The organism is Cutibacterium sp. LaCa_89, assembly GCF_058177555.1.
Window position 1 is genome coordinate 635,856 of the sequence record NZ_CP190889.1, and the last position, 15,355, is coordinate 651,210.

Below are 15,355 nucleotides of genomic sequence, written 5' to 3' on the forward strand. Positions count from 1 at the left end.
GTAGAATATATCTTAAAAGATGGGCCCCCCTTAGTATTACAGGGGGGCTTGTGACTTGTGATTTTTGGGAAAAAAGTTCGCTATAATGCCGATTGTAGGTCGATGAAAATTTGTGACTTTTTAGATTTTGTGACTTTTGAGGTGTGATTTTTATGGGAAACGAACGGTCAAGGAATTGGATGCTGACCATCAAGGCTGATGACTTTACTCGTGAAGAGGTAGAGGAAAAGCTGAAAAAGTATGACTACCTGGGACAGCTTGAATGTGGGGAAGAGTCGGGCTATCTTCATTGGCAAGTTCTTATTGAGAACAAAACCGCTATCAAGTTTGAGACGCTGAAGAACAAGTTCAGGACTGCTCACTGTGAAGTGGCTAAGAACCTTTCTGCCTGCCGGAAGTATGTGTCTAAGGAAGAGACGCGCGTTCCGGGTGAAGAGCTGTTGCGTGGTGGTAAGTTTGTTAACTGGGAGCCCGAAACCAAGGAAGTGTTAGGAGACGCTGTGAGCGACCTTCGCCATGCGATTCTGTTTGAAGATAAGTCAGCAGATGAGTTGATACTTTCTGATGGGCGCTATCGTCCATACGTCGCTTACGCCAAAGAGCTGGAGAGGATTAGAGATGCGTCTAAGTTTGGGTTATCCCCCAGAACGTCGGTGAATGTTCGCTATCTCTACGGCGCTCCGGGCGTAGGGAAGACCTGGGGTGTCTACGACGAGTTCGGCTATCCGGATGTGTATTCCCCTGGGACCTACATTCATCCGTGGGATGAGTATCAATCTCAACGTGTTCTATTGTTGGATGAGTTCGATGGACAGATTGAGTTTGAGCTGCTGCTCAAGGTCTTGGATATCTACCCGTTAACTCTCCCGTGTCGTTATCAAAACAAGTATGCGGCGTGGGATACTGTGATTATGGTTAGCAACAATCCGTTGGAAAGTCTGCCTTATCGAGATCGGGTGTCTGCGTCAAAGTGGGCGGCGCTCCTTCGACGGATCAATGTCTATGAAGAGATGGTGTCTCGTGGGGTGTGTGAATCCCGCCTTCAAAAGACCTCGCTGTAAGCGTTCATGGCGTCTTTCTGCGCTTGTTTGCTGATTGTCGTGTAGTAGTGAGTCATCGCTTCAGATCGGTGTCCAAGGATGGTTTGGGCGATCTGTGGTGATACGCCTTGAGATGCCAACAGGGATGCTGTGATTTTCCGGTTAGAGTGTGGTCTCCAGGTGTCGGTCTCGTGGAGTTTCCTGCCGTCTTTAGTCATGTAGGCTTCCAAGGTTTCATGCCATATCTTGTTATATGCGGCATAGGTGATAGTTTTGCCGTCTTTCGTTAGGAAGACAAGATTTTGCGCCCATTCTTCTTGGGCTTCGATCTTCTTGTCTCGTTGGAGCTTAAAAGCTGCTATCCAATCTTTTGGAAGGATCAGCGTTCGAGGTTGTTTTGTTTTTGTGTCAGGTTGGATGAAGTAAGTTCCATCGGTGCGCCTGATGAGCTGCTGTTTAATTTCGAGTTGAGTCATCCGCTGATGAAAGCAATCCCACGTAATCCCGAGTGTTTCTGCTCTACGGAGCCCAAGAAACATCGCGAAGATGAGTGGATAATTTTCGTGATAAGGACAATCGGGATTTTTAAGCCATCTGATGAGATAACGGGCGATGGTTGCGCGTTTGTCAGCGTGAGCGATGTCTTCTTCATTGACTTTTGACCGCGCTTTAGGCGTTGAAACACTGTTCATGGGATTAGTCTTTAGGACTTCATTTTTCACGGCGTGATTAAGAAGCGCTCTAAGTGTCTTGTGAACAGCTTCCACAGCGCTTGGTCCTGCTTGGACGAGTTCCGGGTTGCGAAGAAGCGTCTTCAGTGTATCGGGCGTTAGCTGTTCCAGTGGAGTGCTTCCTATCTGAGGACTTGCCCACTTGCGATAGCGTCTTCTATGCCCTTCGGCGGTTTGAGGTTTGATGCTGTAGGCGTCTAAAGACTGCTCTAACCAACGATCTAAGTATTGGTCGGTAGTTATACCGCCTCGCCGTCTGTTCGGCCTTCTATCTGCCTCTAAACGCTTCTGAAGGTTGTTCCTGAGTCGCTGGTTCGCTTGTCGTGGAGTGCGTCCTCGCCCTCTAACTTGTATGCGCTTTCCCTCGCCATCTTTCAAGATTTGTTCAGCGATCCAGTAGTCATAGGTGTGTTCAGTGCCGTTGCTGGACGTGATCGTCTCGCTGCGCTGGTAGAGACTTGCCATGCTGTCAGTATATTAGGCGTCTGATTAGGCGTCAATCGTGTTCGTATCTGTCTCTTTAGGGCGCGGTTTACCGCGCTTTTGACTCTCTCGGTCATTCCGAGCAGGACTGACATACAGCCGGCATGAGGGGCCGGCCCGATCAGTGGGAGGACAGGTCCCAGTCGATCGGGTCGGCCCCCTGCTGTACCAGCAAGTCGTTGGTGCGGCTGAAGGGTCGGGACCCGAAGAAGCCGTATCGGGCTGACATGGGTGAGGGGTGTGAGGACTTGACGATCGGAACCCCGCCCAGCATGGGCTCCAGGGATTGCGCGTCGCGGCCCCACAGAATGGCCACCAGCGGGCCGCCACGTGCCACGAGGGCTTCGATGGCGGTCTGGGTGACCTCCTCCCATCCCTTGCCGCGATGTGAGGCGGGTCGACCAGGCTGGACGGTGAGGCACCTGTTGAGGAGCAACACCCCCTGCTCGAACCAGCCGGTGAGATCGCCATGTTCACAAGGGGAAATTCCCAGGTCGGACTGCAATTCGGCGTAGATGTTCTGCAAGGACCGGGGCAACGGACGCACGTCGCGCTCCACCGAGAAACTCAGGCCCACGGGGTGGCCTGGGGTGGGGTAGGGGTCCTGACCGACGATGAGCACTCGAACATCCGCCATGGGACGGGAAAAAGCGCGCAGAATGCGATCCCCGTGAGGCAGGAACCCTCGTCCGGCAGCTGTCTCGGCTCGCAGGAAGTCCCCCATCTCATGGATGCGTGGCTCCACCTCCGCCAATGCCTCTGCCCAGTCGGGGGCGGTCAGTTCGGCAAGAGGACGAGCTACCACGGTGACCTCCAAATGGATACATACGGATGACGTGCTAGACGCTACCCTGTGAACACGCGTTCCGGGGCCTCGGCCCCGCCCCACAATTCCGGAAGGAAGCCATGAAGCTATTCGGCTCGGGCACGAAGACCACAGATTCGACACCGGTTCCCTCGCGTGCCGACGCCGACGGTGAGGCGATCGACACCGCTCCTGACCAGGTGGTCGCATCAACTCCCCAGCCCATCACGGCGACGGTCGCTCCCGCCGAAGACGTTCCCAGCGGTGTCCGTACTGCGGCTGGATGGTGCTGGCGGCTCATCGTCATCGCAGCCTTCATCTACGGGCTCTACCAGGTGCTTCACGCTGCGTCCGAGGTGTCAGTGCCCGTCGCGGTGGCCCTCATGCTGACGGCAGCCATGTGGCCGCTGGCTAACTGGTTGTCGCGTCATCACATCCACCGTGGCATCGCCTCGGGAATCTGCCTGCTGCTGCTCATCATCCTGGTTGGCGGCGTATTCACCCTCGTCGGCGCCCAGATCGCGATGCAGTGGCGGGAACTGGGCAACCAGGCGGTTGCCAGTTTCAAGCAGGCGCTGGCGTGGCTGGCCAACAGTCCTTTGCACACCGACAAGGCCCAACTCAATGACCTCATGCACAAGGCCGAGGCTGCCATGGCCGGATCCCAGGGACGCATTGCCTCGACCGCAGCTGCCGCTGGAACCCAGATCGGTCGTTTCGCAGCGGGGCTCGTCCTGGCCCTCTTCGCCACTTTCTTCTTCGTGTACGAGGGAGACAAACTGGCTGAGAAGTCGGCGGTCCTCATCCCACGTGAGCATCGCGCCAAAATCCTTGACGCTGCCAAGCGCGGCTGGGTCGCCCTGGTGGCCTATGTTCGAGCCGCCGTCATTGTCGCCTTCGTGGACGGCCTGGGAGCCGGCATCGGCGCGGCCATCATTGGCTCATCCATGTCGGTCGCGATCGGTGCCCTGACCTTCATCCTCGCGTTCGTGCCGATCGTCGGCGCGCTGACGGCCGGCGTCGTCGCGGTTGGTGTGGTGCTGGTAACCCTGGGCTTCTTCAAGGCCGTCATCATGCTGATCGTCTTCGTCGCCGTCATGCAGATCGAAGGACACGTCCTGCAACCCTTCCTGCTAGGTAAGGCAGTCTCGATCCACCCGCTCATCGTGCTGGTCGGTATCGCTGTCGGCGCCATCATCTCCGGTATCGTGGGCGCCCTGTTCGCCATCCCGATCGTCGCTTTCGGCGTCGCCTTCATCAAGGCCCTGAGCCCCGAGACCCCGACAGAGGAGGTTCCTCCAAGTCAGGACGACCTCGCTGCCGAACACGCGTGAGTTGGGGCCACCCGTAAAGTTGATGTCATGAGCGCTGATATCACCGCCATCCTCGAGGACCTTGCTGCCGGGAGGATCGACACCGCCGAGGCCAACCGCCGTATCGCTGATGCACGGGGGCAGGAGCAGCCCGCACCCGGGAGCCAGAGCGGCCCTGCCGAAGGGGCCGGCCCCCGCCGGGGGGCATCCGAGGACGAGACTTCCGGGGGCGACAAGGGCCCTCTGTCCGGCTTCGCCATCCCTCCAGAAGCCAAGGAGGGGCTCCGCTCGGCCTGGCGCGTGGTGTCCGGGGTGGCAGAGAGTGTCGGTGAGACAGTCGCCTCGACGATGTCGCCCGGACCGCGTCGCGCCAGCGGCGAGAGCGAACCGCAGAAGCACGTCGACGTCGCGAGCGATCTGGATCGCGTCCGTCTGAACTGCACTGGACGTCGCATCCGTCTCATCGGGGACCGCTCGGTCTCCGGCCTGCAGATCGAGGGCAAGCACACCCGCAGGCGCGTCGGAGGAGTCGTTGAGGTCGGTATTGACGGTCACCTCGCCCCTGATCTGGGGGTCCTCAAGAGGTTTCGACCCCCGGCCGACATGGACGGGGTCAAGGATCTTGGTCTGGGTCGGGAAGTGACGGTTCGTGTGCATCCCGATCTGCCCGTTGACATCGAGCTGTCAGGTGGCTCGTTGCGTGCCACTGGCGTGGAGCACCTCGGGAGGGTGCGTGTCACCGCTGGCGTCACTGAGATCGAAGGCGTCCACCAGCTGGAGGACGGTCTCTTCCAGGCCGGAAATGGCACCATCACCGGATGCATCGACAGCGGTCGCTCCCAGATCCGCGTCGAGTCGGGCAATCTGCTGGTCAAGCTGGCCAAAGGATCTAACGTCTCGGTTCGTGGCAAGGCCCAGACCGGCATGATCTCCTGGCCCGAAGGTGGAGATGTCGACGAGTACGTCATGGGTGACGGGGCGGCCCGTCTTGGCCTCACCTGCTTGGTTGGGAGGATCGCAGTTCGCGCGATGTGAGCCTGCGGCAAAATGTGATGAGGGCGGGGTGCCATGGCACCCCGCCCTCATCACATTTTGTGAAAGCGTGTCACTCCTGGAACGGCTCGACATTAAGGATCGTCACCTTGATCGTCTTGCCGTTGGGAGCCTTGTACTCGGTTGATTCTCCCTTGGAATGGCCCAGAACGGCACCACCAAGGGGGGACTGCGGGGAGTAGACGGAGATGTCGACGGAATCGTCGAGCCCCATCACCTGCCGCGATCCCAGCAGGAAGGTGTCAGTGTCGGACTTGTCGTCGAAGTAGCAGACGGTCACCTTGGAACCGGGCACGACCTCGTCCGGAGTGGACGGGGCTTCGCCCACCTCGGCGTTACGCAGCATCTGCTCCAACTGACGGATGCGGGCCTCGGCCTGTCCCTGCTCCTCCCGGGCAGCGTGGTAGCCGCCGTTCTCGGAAAGGTCGCCTTCGGAACGGGCGTCGGCAATCTTGGTGGAAATGATGGTGCGGCCCTCACCCTTGAGGTACGCGAGCTCTTGGGTGAGCTTGTCGAAGGCCTCTTGGGTCAGCCACACAGTGTCTTGGGACTCAGGCATTTGTTCATCCTACCGCGTTGTCACCCGATGGGCCCGCACTTCTCCAGCTCAGCGGTGACAGCACGCGAGAAGGTCTTGACACTGGTGTGGATCGTCTCGTCCTTTGACGAGCTTGCCGGGAACGTCACCGTCGTCTCCCCGACGCGCACGTGGTCAGCACCGGTGGCGACCAGGACGCAGGAACCCTTGACGGAGGGGTCGGGGCGATGCAGGTTGATCGTGACGTTGACGCGGGTGTCGGATATCGCTTGGTATCCGTGCAAGCTCGCCCGGATCGGCTGCTCGGCATGATGGAGTCCTGCCCACACCGTCCATCCGACGAGGACGGCAGCCAGCACCAGGATGAGGATCACCCACGGGGTTCGACACTGTTTGGGGTAGCGTTTCGCGATGCGTTCGCGGTCCGCATCAGTGAGGACGGGATCCTGGCTGCTGGTCGGGGTTGGCACGTGACCCATTGTGCCCTAGGGCGTAGGCTGTCAGCATGACAGTTCTTGCAGCCCAGCTTGTGAGCACCGGCCTCGCCAACTTCCTGTGCTGCCTAGCACTTGCTGTCTTCGGTGTCGTCGCGTGGATCAGCATCCGACGCAACATCCGTGGCATCGACTTCGACGAGGTGCCCTGCGGTCCTGCCCTCAAGGAGAGCCACCAGGAGGATGCCAAGGGGTCCACGACGGATTTGACGGAGCACTGACGTTCCGCCCAGGGGCCACTTGGCTCAGTACGGGGTTGTGCTCGTAGGCTGACCACCATGCCCAACCACCTTGGTGAGTCCACCAGCCCATATCTGCTCCAACACGCCGCGAACCCCGTCGACTGGTTCCCGTGGGGAGAGGAAGCATTCGCCGAAGCACGGCGTCGCGACGTGCCGGTCATGGTCTCGGTGGGCTACTCGAGCTGCCACTGGTGCCACGTCATGGCCTTCGAGTCCTTCTCCGATCCAGAAGTGGCTGAGGTCGTCAACGCCAATGTCGTGGCCGTCAAGGTCGATCGCGAGGAGCGTCCAGAGGTTGACGCCGCGCTGATGCAGGTGACCTTGGCGATGACTGGCCAGGGTGGCTGGCCCAACACCGTCTTCCTGACTCCTGACGGCAAGCCCTTCTTCGCCGGCACCTATTTCCCGTCGGTGCGCCGGGGTGGTCAGCCCGCCTTCGTGGAGCTGGTCGAGGCCCTCGGCGGTGCATGGCGAGAGCGTCGCGATGAGGTGGTGTCCTCGGCCGAGGCCATCGTCGAGCATCTGCGTCCCATCGAGAAGGTCCCTGACACCCCGCGTCCGGTCGCCGGTGAGCTCATTGACGCCGTGGGAGCGGACTACGACATCGTGCATGGCGGCTTCGGAGGACCGACGAAGTTCCCGAACGCCACCCTGCTGGACGCCCTGTTGGTCAAGGGAGACCCGACCAGCCTCGACATGGCGCAGAACACGTGTGAGCACCTGGTGCGCGGCGGCATCTTCGACCAGGTCGGTGGCGGGTTCCACCGGTACTCCACGGATTCCCAGTGGGTGGTGCCCCACTCCGAGAAGATGCTTTACGACAATGCCCTGCTGTTGGGGACGATGGCTCGGTGCTGGCGTCGTACCGCCGATCACGACCCGGATCGTCGAGATCTCTACTCCCATGCCGCCCGTCGCACGGTGTCCTGGCTCAACCGGGAGATGCAGCTGCCGAACGGCCTGTACGCCGCCGGTCTTGATGCCGATTCCGACGACGCAGCCGGCCACACCCGGGAGGGGATCTACTACCTGTGGAACCAGGATCTCATCACGGACGCCCTGGGATCCGAGGAGACCGAGTGGCTGCGTCCACTGGTGCATCTGGAGCCCTTCGACGAGAACGGTCTGGGTACCCTCCAGCTGCGCGGACGGGTCGAGTGGGAGCGCATCAACGCCGACATGGACACCCTGCTGGAGGCTCGTGGTCGTCGTAGCGCTCCTGCTCGCGACGAGAAGGCCATCACGGCGTGGAACGCCATGCTCATCGACGGGCTCGTCGAGGCCGGAATGATCCTGCGCGAGTGGTCCTGGGTCAGGCAGGCTCGCGATCTGGCCCAGGCGCTGTGGACGGCCCATTGGAGTGACGGTGACCTGCTGCGCACCTCCTTCCACGATCGTCCGGGAGCCCCGGCGGTCTGCGAGGACTACGCGTGGGTTGGCCTATCCTTCGCCGGTCTGGCCGGTGCTACGGGGGAGTCGGTGTGGTGTGACCGTGCTGTCGACGTGCTTGACCAGGCGGTGACGCGGTTTGGTGCTCCCGATGGGAGCTTCCTGGACGCCGAAGAGTCGGACCTGCTGACGGTGACGGCCCACACCCTGACCGACGATGCCTGTCCCAGCGCAACGGCCTCCATGGTGATGGCCCTGCGTCGGGTGGGGCTCATGGCTGAGCGTGACGACTTCGTCAGCCGCGCGGACGAGGCTTCCGCCGCCTTGCTGCCGGTGGTGGCGTCTACTCCGCGCTTCGCGGGGTGGGCACTGGCCGACTTCCTCATCGCCGATGAGGCCCGTCGGGGTCTCAAGCCGGCTGGTGTCGTCATCGCTGACACTCAGGAGGAGCCCACGGATCTGGCCGCAGCAGCGTGGCGCATGGCTCCGGCCGGGTCGGCCATCATGCGTCGAGTTGGTGAGGGATCCGGGTTCGGTACATGGTTCGAGGATCGCGCCCCGCGCGATGGTCAGCCGATGTGTTGGGTGTGCCGTGGCACGGTGTGCTTCGAGCCGGTGACCGAATACCTGGAGCTCAAGGACCCGCTCTGGCGGCGAGCTTGAGATCGTGCACCCGGTAGGTCAGCGGCCGTAGCGTCGCTCCCGCTGGGTGAAGGAGCGGAGGGCCCGCAGGAAGTCGACCTTGCGGAAGTCGGGCCACAATGCCTCGCAGAAGTAGAACTCGGAGTGGGCACTCTGCCACATGAGGAAGCCCGACAGTCGCTGCTCGCCCGAGGTGCGGATGATGAGATCCGGATCGGGTTGGCCGCGGGTGTAGAGGTGGTCCTCGATCTGGTCGATCTCGAGGGTCTCCGCTAGATCGGCCAGGCTGGTGCCCTTCTCGGCCTCCTCGGCAAGTAGTGAGCGGACGGCGTCGCGCAGCTCGTGACGACCGCCATAGGCCACCGCGACGTTGATGTGCATGCCGACGTGGTCGGCCGAGTTGCGACCGGCGCGGCAGAGGGACTCGGCCATCTCGGCGGGTAGCAGATCGAGGTCTCCGACGGCCTGGACCCGCCAGCGTGGATTCTCTGCCAGGGAGCCGACGAGGGACTCGATGACCTTGAGGAGGGGTCCAAGTTCGCCGGTTTCCGCGCGTTGCAGGTTGTCGGTCGACAGCACCCACAGTGTGATGATCGGGATACCGACGGCGTCGCACCAGGCGCAGAACTCTCGGAGGCGATCCGCGCCCGCCTCGTAACCGGCCACCAAGGGCTGTCCAGGTGCGTTGAGACGAGCCCAACGGCGGTTGCCGTCAGCCAGCACGGCGACGTGCTGGGGCAGACGACTGCGATCGAGCTGGTCTAGCAGTCGCGCTTCGTAGGTGGTGTACAGCAGTCCGGACGGGTGCATGCGGTCGAGGGTCTCACTGACCTTCGACAGACGGTTGTCCAGGCTGCTCATGGGTCCAGATTAGTCAGTGCTCGGTACAAACGGTCCGCAATTCACGCGGTGAGGCCGAGATCGAGTCGTGGGCAGACCTCGTTGGCAGGGTAGGGTGGCGGCAGAACCTACCGAACCGTAGGTTTTGTCGAGGAGGAGGACCGCAGGCTATGTCGCGTCAAGGCAACAGCGGCGAGAATCGTGGCACGGTGCTCCCCAAACCGAGGTTGCGCGGATGGGTTCACACCGTCATGGCACCGCTGATCTTGCTGGCCGGGGTTGGCCTCATGGTCGTCACACCGACGTGGGGGAACCGGTTCGCCGTCGCGATCTGGATGCTCACCGGGTTGGAGCTCTTTGGCAATTCGGCGATCTATCACCGGGTGCCGTGGGGTGAGAAGATCAAGGACGTCCTGCGACGCATCGACCACGCCAACATCGCGGTGTTCATCGCTGGCACGTACACCCCGCTGGCCGTCTCGCTGACGACGGGTGCCTCCAGGGTAATCCTGTTGTCGATCATCTGGGCCTGCGCCCTGCTCGGGGTGGCCTTCCGGTTCGTGTGGAATGGCGTGCCCAGGTGGGCCTCGACGATCCTCTACGTCTTCATGGGATGGACAGCCTTGTGGTGGCTGCCGCAGTTCTGGCGCGTGGGAGGGCCAGCAGTCGTCATCCTGATCCTCGTCGGAGGGGTGTTCTACACCGTCGGAGCAGTCGCCTACGCCCGTCAGAAGCCCAATCCGTCACCCACCTGGTTCGGCTTCCACGAGGTCTTCCACAGCTGCACTGCGGTGGCCGCGATCTGTCATGCGGTTGCCATCGGTCTTGCCGTCATCTGACCGGCTGGTGAACTCTGGACGAATGGCCGAATCGCACACTCCGGTTCCACCTGTCGGGCTCTAGGTTTGATGTCAGAGGGGCCGCTTCCGACGCCTCGACGACGTTTCCTTCCTCGATGCGACCTCTCATGTCACGGGAGGTTTTCGTGTCCGTCCGTCCAGAAGGCTCCGAGCGAGCCCACAGCCCGATTCCGGCGGCACCTGAGGGGAGGCGGACCTACGTCATCGACACATCGGTGCTGTTGTCGGATCCTCGTGCCCTGCTCAACTTCGCCGAGCATCACGTGGTGGTGCCGATCGTCGTCATCACCGAGTTGGAGGGTAAACGCCACCACCCGGAATTGGGACATTTCGCCCGCGCAGCGTTGCGCATCCTCGACAAGTTGCGACTCGACAACGGTGGCCTCGTCGGGCCGGTGCCGGTCAACGATGAGGGAGGCGAACTGCTCGTTGAGCTCAACCACTCCGACCCGAATTGCTTGCCCGACGGCTTCCGTCTCGGTGACAACGACACCCGGATCCTGGCGGTTGCCCAGAACTACCGGCTGGCCGGGCACTCCGTCGTCCTGGTGACGAAGGACCTGCCGTTGCGGGTCAAGGCCTCGGCCATCGGTCTGGAAGCAGAGGAATACCGGCACGAACTCGTCCCGGACAGCGGATGGACCGGCATGGTCAATCTCGAGGTCCCCGACGAGATGATCTCGGCCCTCTACGAGGAGGGACACGTCGTCGACTCGATCTTCGACGAGATCCCGGTGCACGCCGGACTCGTGCTGGACGGCCCGAACGGCAGTGCTCTGGCCCGACGGATGCCGGACGCCTCGGCTCGGCTCATCCCCAATGACCAGGAGGCGTTCGGGATCCGTGGTCGCTCGGCTGAGCAGCGGGTTGCCCTCGACATGCTGCTGGACCCTCAGGTCGGCATCGTCTCCATGGGAGGGCATGCCGGTACCGGAAAGTCGGCGTTGGCGTTGTGCGCAGGGCTTGAGGCGGTGCTGGAGCGACAACTCCACAAGAAGGTCATGGTCTTCCGGCCGTTGTATGCCGTCGGTGGCCAGGATCTGGGCTACCTGCCCGGTGACGAGGGGGAGAAGATGGCCCCGTGGGGTCAGGCGGTTCTGGACACCCTCACCAGCGTGACGAACAATTACGTCATCGAGGAGGTCATGTCGCGTGGCATGTTGGAGATCCTGCCGCTGACGCACATCCGCGGCCGTTCCCTCCATGACGCCTTCGTCATCGTCGACGAGGCCCAGTCCCTGGAACGTAACGTGCTGCTGACGGTGCTCTCGCGGATCGGGCAGAACTCGCGGGTGGTGCTCACCCACGACGTCGCCCAGCGGGACAACCTTCGGGTAGGTCGTTATGACGGTGTGGCAGCGGTCATCGAGAGGCTGCGAGGACACGATCTGTTCGGCCACGTGACCCTCACCAGGTCGGAGCGTTCGCCCGTCGCCGCGCTGGTGACTAGCCTGATGGAGGACATGGTCGGTTGATCAGCTGAGGCGACGCCGCGCGACGCATCTGCAACAATCTGGAGCGTGGCACCCAATCCCAGAGCCGGCATCAAGGACATGTTCCTGTCCTTGGCTGTCATCCTCGTCCCCGTGTTGCTCATCGTGTGGTTCTTCACCAGGACCCCTGACGAGCCGAACATCCAGAAGATTGACTGGAAGCCCGTGGCGACGTCGGCGCGCACCCATGCCGGGTACCCGGTGCTGGCTCCCAAGGAGGTGCCCGAGGACTGGCGGCCCACCAAGGCGAGGTATGCCAACAAAGGGGATCGATGGGTGGGAAACACCATCTCCGCGGGGAACAGGTGGGAACTGGGATTCCTCACCAGCGAGAACATCTACCTGGCCGTGAACCAGTCTGACGAGCCTGCCAAGGCTTACATCGCCTCGGTGACGAGATCAGCCACCGAGGATGGAAAGGTCAAGGCGGGTCAGTACACCTGGACGAAGATGGTCAGCCCGGATGGCCGTACCCGTGCCCTGGTGACGAAGGTCGGTTCCTCGGCGGCTGTCATCGTCGCGGATGCTGACTATCAGGTTCTCACTGACTACGCGGGGATGCTGAAGACGCTCTGACCCCCGTCAGGCCCGGGAGTCCTCGGCCTCAGAGCGTGCCGCTTCGATACGGGCGCGAGCCCCGTCGAGCCAGGTCTGGCAGATGTCGGCGAGCTTCTCGCCACGTTCCCACAGCTTCATGGTCTCGGCCAGGGAGATGCCGCCGGACTCCAGTCGGGTGACGATGCCAATCAGTTCGTCGCGGGCAGCTTCGTATGGGATCTCGGGCTCCTCGGAGGTGGGCTTCTCGGGTGCCGACTCGGACTTCTTCTCGCTCATGAATCCTCCTGGGACGGTGGTTGGTTGGGGGTACGTCGGTCGAGGGAATCGACGGTGACGCCGAGGGTGCCGTCGGACAGGTAGACCGACAGATTCGCTCCCTGATCGGTGTCATCGACGGAGGCGATGGAGTCGCCCTCGGAGTCGGCAAGGATGGCGTAGCCGCGATCCAAGGTGGCCTTGGGAGACATGGCGCGCACCCTCTCGAGCATGTGATCGACGTCGCGGCTCTCGGCGTCCAGGGCTCGATTGGTCGCGAGGCGAAGACGCTGCAGGGCCGAGTCGAGTTTCTCGGCGGCGATGTCGAGGGTGGCCGTGGGATTAACCATCACCGGTCGGGACCGCACCTGGGTGAGATGAGCCGTCTCGACGTCGACAAACCTCGTGACGGCTTGGCGAAGTCGGGTTCCGGCCATCTCGATGGCCTGGGACTCCTCCGCGGCGTCCGGGACGATGAGCTTGCCGGCATCTGTCGGTGTGGAGGCTCGTAGGTCGGCGACGAGGTCGAGGATGGGGTTGTCGCGCTCGTGGCCGATGGCCGAGACGACCGGAGTCTTGGTGGCGTAGACCGCTCGTACCAGGGCCTCGTCGCTGAAGGGGAGGAGGTCCTCCAGGGAACCGCCGCCGCGGGCGATGACGATGACGTCGACGGCGGGGTCGGCGTCGAGCTTGGCCAGGGCCGCAATGACCTGCTGGGCTGCCGTGGGGCCTTGGACCAAGGTGTTGCGCACCACGAAACGGGCGGCAGGCCAGCGAAGGGTGGCATGTCGTTGAACATCTCGTTCGGCGTCCGAGCCGGCTCCCGTGATGAGGCCAATACTGCGTGGCAGGACAGGGATGGGCTTGTGAAGGGTGACGTCGAAGAGCCCCTCGGCCTCCAGCAGACGTTTGCGTCTCTCCAGCTGAGCGAGCAGCTGGCCCTCGCCGGTGGGAGTGATCTCGGAGAGCTCGAAGGAGAGTCGGCCGCTGCGTGACCAGACCGTCGGGCGGATGAGGGCGGTGACCGTCATGCCCGACTCGACGGGCCCAGCGGCGTCGAGGACTCGTCGATGACAGGTCGCGGTGGCAGAGATCTCCTCGGTGGGATCGCGCAGGGTGAGGAACTGAGTGGGACCGGAACGACGGGTGACCTCGATGACCTGGGCCTGGACCCAAATGGCCCCGCAGCGTTCCACCCACCCCTTGACGGCGTTGACGACCCACGCCAGGGAGCGAGGGTTGTCAACGGTGTTCGGCTCTGCCATGGGCGACACGCTATCCGAGGACAGCGACAGTCTGCAGGGAGTGGACCGGGCGCGAGGTGTCCTCTCGACCCCGCGGCGAAGAGGCGACACAGGTATGACGGGAATCGCATACGGCATCGTGTCTTGAGGGCTTCTGGGGCTGATGACATGGTGATCCACCCGTCACAAAGTCCGGGCCGTCTCCCATGGTGGCAGACGGCCCGGACTACGTGCGTAGATGGGATCAACTCATCTGATCAGGCTCCGGTGCGCGGCAGAGCGTGGCCTCCGCCGTTGTTCCCACCGCTGCTGGCAGAAGGAGCGGCCGTGGTCGGGACAGGGGCACCAGGCTTGGGAGTCGGGGTAGGCGTCGGCTTCGGCGAAGGCTTCGGAGCGCAGGGGTCGATGCCCTTGGCAGGGTCGAACCTCTCGTCGTCACCGTCCGGGGTCCACACCGGGAATCCCCGGGAGTCCTTCGAGTAGCTGCCCACCTCGTCGAGGTCGACGTCTCCGGGCTTGACCTCCTCACCCTCGTCGTCGTCGTCATCGTCGTCATAGATCGGAGGGCCGGACTGGATGACGGAGTGCTTGGGCTGGGACTTCGTGATGTCGACCTCGGCGACGTCCGACCCGCCCTGGGAGGAGACGAAGGCCTTGGTGGAATCCTTGGAGAGGGTGACCCAGACCGGACGGTGGCCGATGTGGGTGGTCTGCACCTTGTTGGTGGCCAGGTCGATGACCGAGACCGCATCGGCAAGCTGGTCTGCCACGACGAGGCGCTTGCTGTCCTTCGTGACGGCCAGGCCGGCTGGGTAGAGGTTAACCTTCTTTCGCTTCGGGCTGATGACCGGCATCTGGATGGCCGTGGTCTCCACGAGCTTGCCGCAGTCGAAGTGGTACGTGCGGATCTTGTGGTTGCCGGCGGCACTGGCGAACAGGTGTTTGCCGTCAGGGCTGAAGACCAGGCCCATGTACAGGCTCTCGGGAGACTTGTAGGGGATGGTCTGTACGACCTTGCCAGAAGCAGTTTCAACGACCTGCAAGGACTGGGTTCCCTGGCCGTTGTTGCTGATGACGAGGTACTTGCCATCGGGGGAGAGGACCTCGTTGAGGGGGAGGTCACCGAGGGTGGTGAGCTGACCGGCTGGGGTCAGAAGCTGACCGACGGTGGTGCGGCCGGTGGATCCCGAGGTGGGGCCGGCCTTCTCGTCGCTCGGGGCCGCGTTGGCCGGGGGTGAAGGTGACGGTCGTTGCGATTGCGGTGAGGAGGACGCACGCCGAGGCGACGCCACGACGCAGTCTTGTGGATGCGGCATCACTCATGGTTCAGAACTGAGGAAGTCGAAGTGGCAGATGACGGCCGTGAATGTGCACC

The 15,355-nt window shown here is 62.4% G+C and carries 16 protein-coding genes; 8 read left to right on the plus strand and 8 right to left on the minus strand.

The window, feature by feature from the left end; genetic code table 11:
* Positions 1 to 179 precede the first annotated feature (179 nt).
* Positions 180 to 1,061: a P-loop NTPase family protein gene (locus ACP8LP_RS02890; protein WP_252919578.1), complete on the plus strand. Its 882-nt coding sequence runs from the start codon at positions 180 to 182 to the stop codon at positions 1,059 to 1,061.
* Here ACP8LP_RS02890 and ACP8LP_RS02895 read toward each other — a convergent pair.
* Both ACP8LP_RS02895 and ACP8LP_RS02900 read right to left on the minus strand, forming a co-directional pair.
* Complete coding sequence (locus tag ACP8LP_RS02895; protein ID WP_083940463.1) at positions 1,043 to 2,236, minus strand: tyrosine-type recombinase/integrase; 1,194 nt, start codon at positions 2,234 to 2,236, stop codon at positions 1,043 to 1,045. The genes ACP8LP_RS02890 and ACP8LP_RS02895 overlap by 19 nt on opposite strands.
* 139 nt (positions 2,237 to 2,375) lie before the next feature.
* Positions 2,376 to 3,059, minus strand: a complete 684-nt coding sequence (locus ACP8LP_RS02900; RefSeq protein ID WP_063279723.1) for a uracil-DNA glycosylase — start codon at positions 3,057 to 3,059, stop codon at positions 2,376 to 2,378.
* 101 nt (positions 3,060 to 3,160) lie between these two features.
* Between ACP8LP_RS02900 and ACP8LP_RS02905 the strand changes: the two genes are divergently transcribed.
* Together ACP8LP_RS02905 and ACP8LP_RS02910 are read left to right on the plus strand one after the other, a co-directional pair.
* Positions 3,161 to 4,393, plus strand: coding sequence for an AI-2E family transporter (locus ACP8LP_RS02905; protein WP_171023520.1), 1,233 nt, complete (start codon positions 3,161 to 3,163; stop codon positions 4,391 to 4,393).
* Between the two features lie 27 nt (positions 4,394 to 4,420).
* Positions 4,421 to 5,407, plus strand: a complete 987-nt coding sequence (locus ACP8LP_RS02910; RefSeq protein ID WP_063279722.1) for a hypothetical protein — start codon at positions 4,421 to 4,423, stop codon at positions 5,405 to 5,407.
* A 70-nt stretch (positions 5,408 to 5,477) separates the two neighbouring features.
* On the opposite strand, the gene greA is transcribed toward ACP8LP_RS02910, so the two are convergent.
* Positions 5,478 to 5,984 (minus strand): transcription elongation factor GreA, encoded by a 507-nt coding sequence (greA, locus tag ACP8LP_RS02915; RefSeq protein ID WP_063279721.1) that lies wholly within the window; start codon positions 5,982 to 5,984, stop codon positions 5,478 to 5,480.
* Between the two features lie 20 nt (positions 5,985 to 6,004).
* Complete coding sequence (locus tag ACP8LP_RS02920) at positions 6,005 to 6,442, minus strand: DUF4307 domain-containing protein (protein WP_063279720.1); 438 nt, start codon at positions 6,440 to 6,442, stop codon at positions 6,005 to 6,007.
* A gap of 26 nt (positions 6,443 to 6,468) precedes the next feature.
* On the opposite strand from ACP8LP_RS02920, the gene ACP8LP_RS02925 reads away from it, so the two are divergent.
* Both ACP8LP_RS02925 and ACP8LP_RS02930 read left to right on the plus strand, forming a co-directional pair.
* Positions 6,469 to 6,678 carry a hypothetical protein gene (locus tag ACP8LP_RS02925; RefSeq protein ID WP_063279719.1) on the plus strand — a complete coding sequence of 70 codons (210 nt, stop codon included), beginning with the start codon at positions 6,469 to 6,471 and terminating at the stop codon, positions 6,676 to 6,678.
* 57 nt (positions 6,679 to 6,735) lie between these two features.
* Positions 6,736 to 8,751 (plus strand): thioredoxin domain-containing protein, encoded by a 2,016-nt coding sequence (locus tag ACP8LP_RS02930; protein WP_484483267.1) that lies wholly within the window; start codon positions 6,736 to 6,738, stop codon positions 8,749 to 8,751.
* Between the two features lie 18 nt (positions 8,752 to 8,769).
* On the opposite strand, the gene uppS is transcribed toward ACP8LP_RS02930, so the two are convergent.
* The gene (gene uppS, locus ACP8LP_RS02935; RefSeq protein ID WP_016667142.1) at positions 8,770 to 9,591 is read right to left on the minus strand and encodes a polyprenyl diphosphate synthase; all 822 of its coding nucleotides are present in this window, start codon (positions 9,589 to 9,591) and stop codon (positions 8,770 to 8,772) included.
* A gap of 149 nt (positions 9,592 to 9,740) precedes the next feature.
* Here uppS and trhA point away from each other — a divergent pair, with 149 nt between their 5' ends.
* From trhA to ACP8LP_RS02950, 3 genes are all read left to right on the plus strand, one after another.
* Complete coding sequence (gene trhA, locus ACP8LP_RS02940) at positions 9,741 to 10,409, plus strand: PAQR family membrane homeostasis protein TrhA (RefSeq protein ID WP_063279717.1); 669 nt, start codon at positions 9,741 to 9,743, stop codon at positions 10,407 to 10,409.
* Between the two features lie 116 nt (positions 10,410 to 10,525).
* A complete protein-coding gene (gene phoH2, locus ACP8LP_RS02945) occupies positions 10,526 to 11,905 on the plus strand; it encodes an RNA 5'-3' helicase PhoH2 (protein ID WP_021108787.1) in 1,380 nt (459 codons plus the stop codon).
* 78 nt (positions 11,906 to 11,983) lie between these two features.
* Positions 11,984 to 12,499, plus strand: a complete 516-nt coding sequence (locus tag ACP8LP_RS02950) for a DUF4245 domain-containing protein (protein ID WP_065673712.1) — start codon at positions 11,984 to 11,986, stop codon at positions 12,497 to 12,499.
* 6 nt (positions 12,500 to 12,505) lie between these two features.
* Here the strand turns inward: ACP8LP_RS02950 and ACP8LP_RS02955 are convergent, their stop codons facing one another.
* From ACP8LP_RS02955 to ACP8LP_RS02965, 3 genes are all read right to left on the minus strand, one after another.
* Complete coding sequence (locus ACP8LP_RS02955) at positions 12,506 to 12,757, minus strand: exodeoxyribonuclease VII small subunit (RefSeq protein WP_016667146.1); 252 nt, start codon at positions 12,755 to 12,757, stop codon at positions 12,506 to 12,508.
* Positions 12,754 to 14,001, minus strand: a complete 1,248-nt coding sequence (xseA, locus tag ACP8LP_RS02960) for an exodeoxyribonuclease VII large subunit (RefSeq protein WP_252908577.1) — start codon at positions 13,999 to 14,001, stop codon at positions 12,754 to 12,756. Before xseA ends, ACP8LP_RS02955 begins: the two co-directional genes overlap by 4 nt.
* A 236-nt stretch (positions 14,002 to 14,237) precedes the next feature.
* On the minus strand, positions 14,238 to 15,296 hold the full coding sequence (locus tag ACP8LP_RS02965) for a YncE family protein (RefSeq protein WP_484483268.1): 1,059 nt from the start codon (positions 15,294 to 15,296) through the stop codon (positions 14,238 to 14,240).
* Positions 15,297 to 15,355 lie beyond the last annotated feature (59 nt).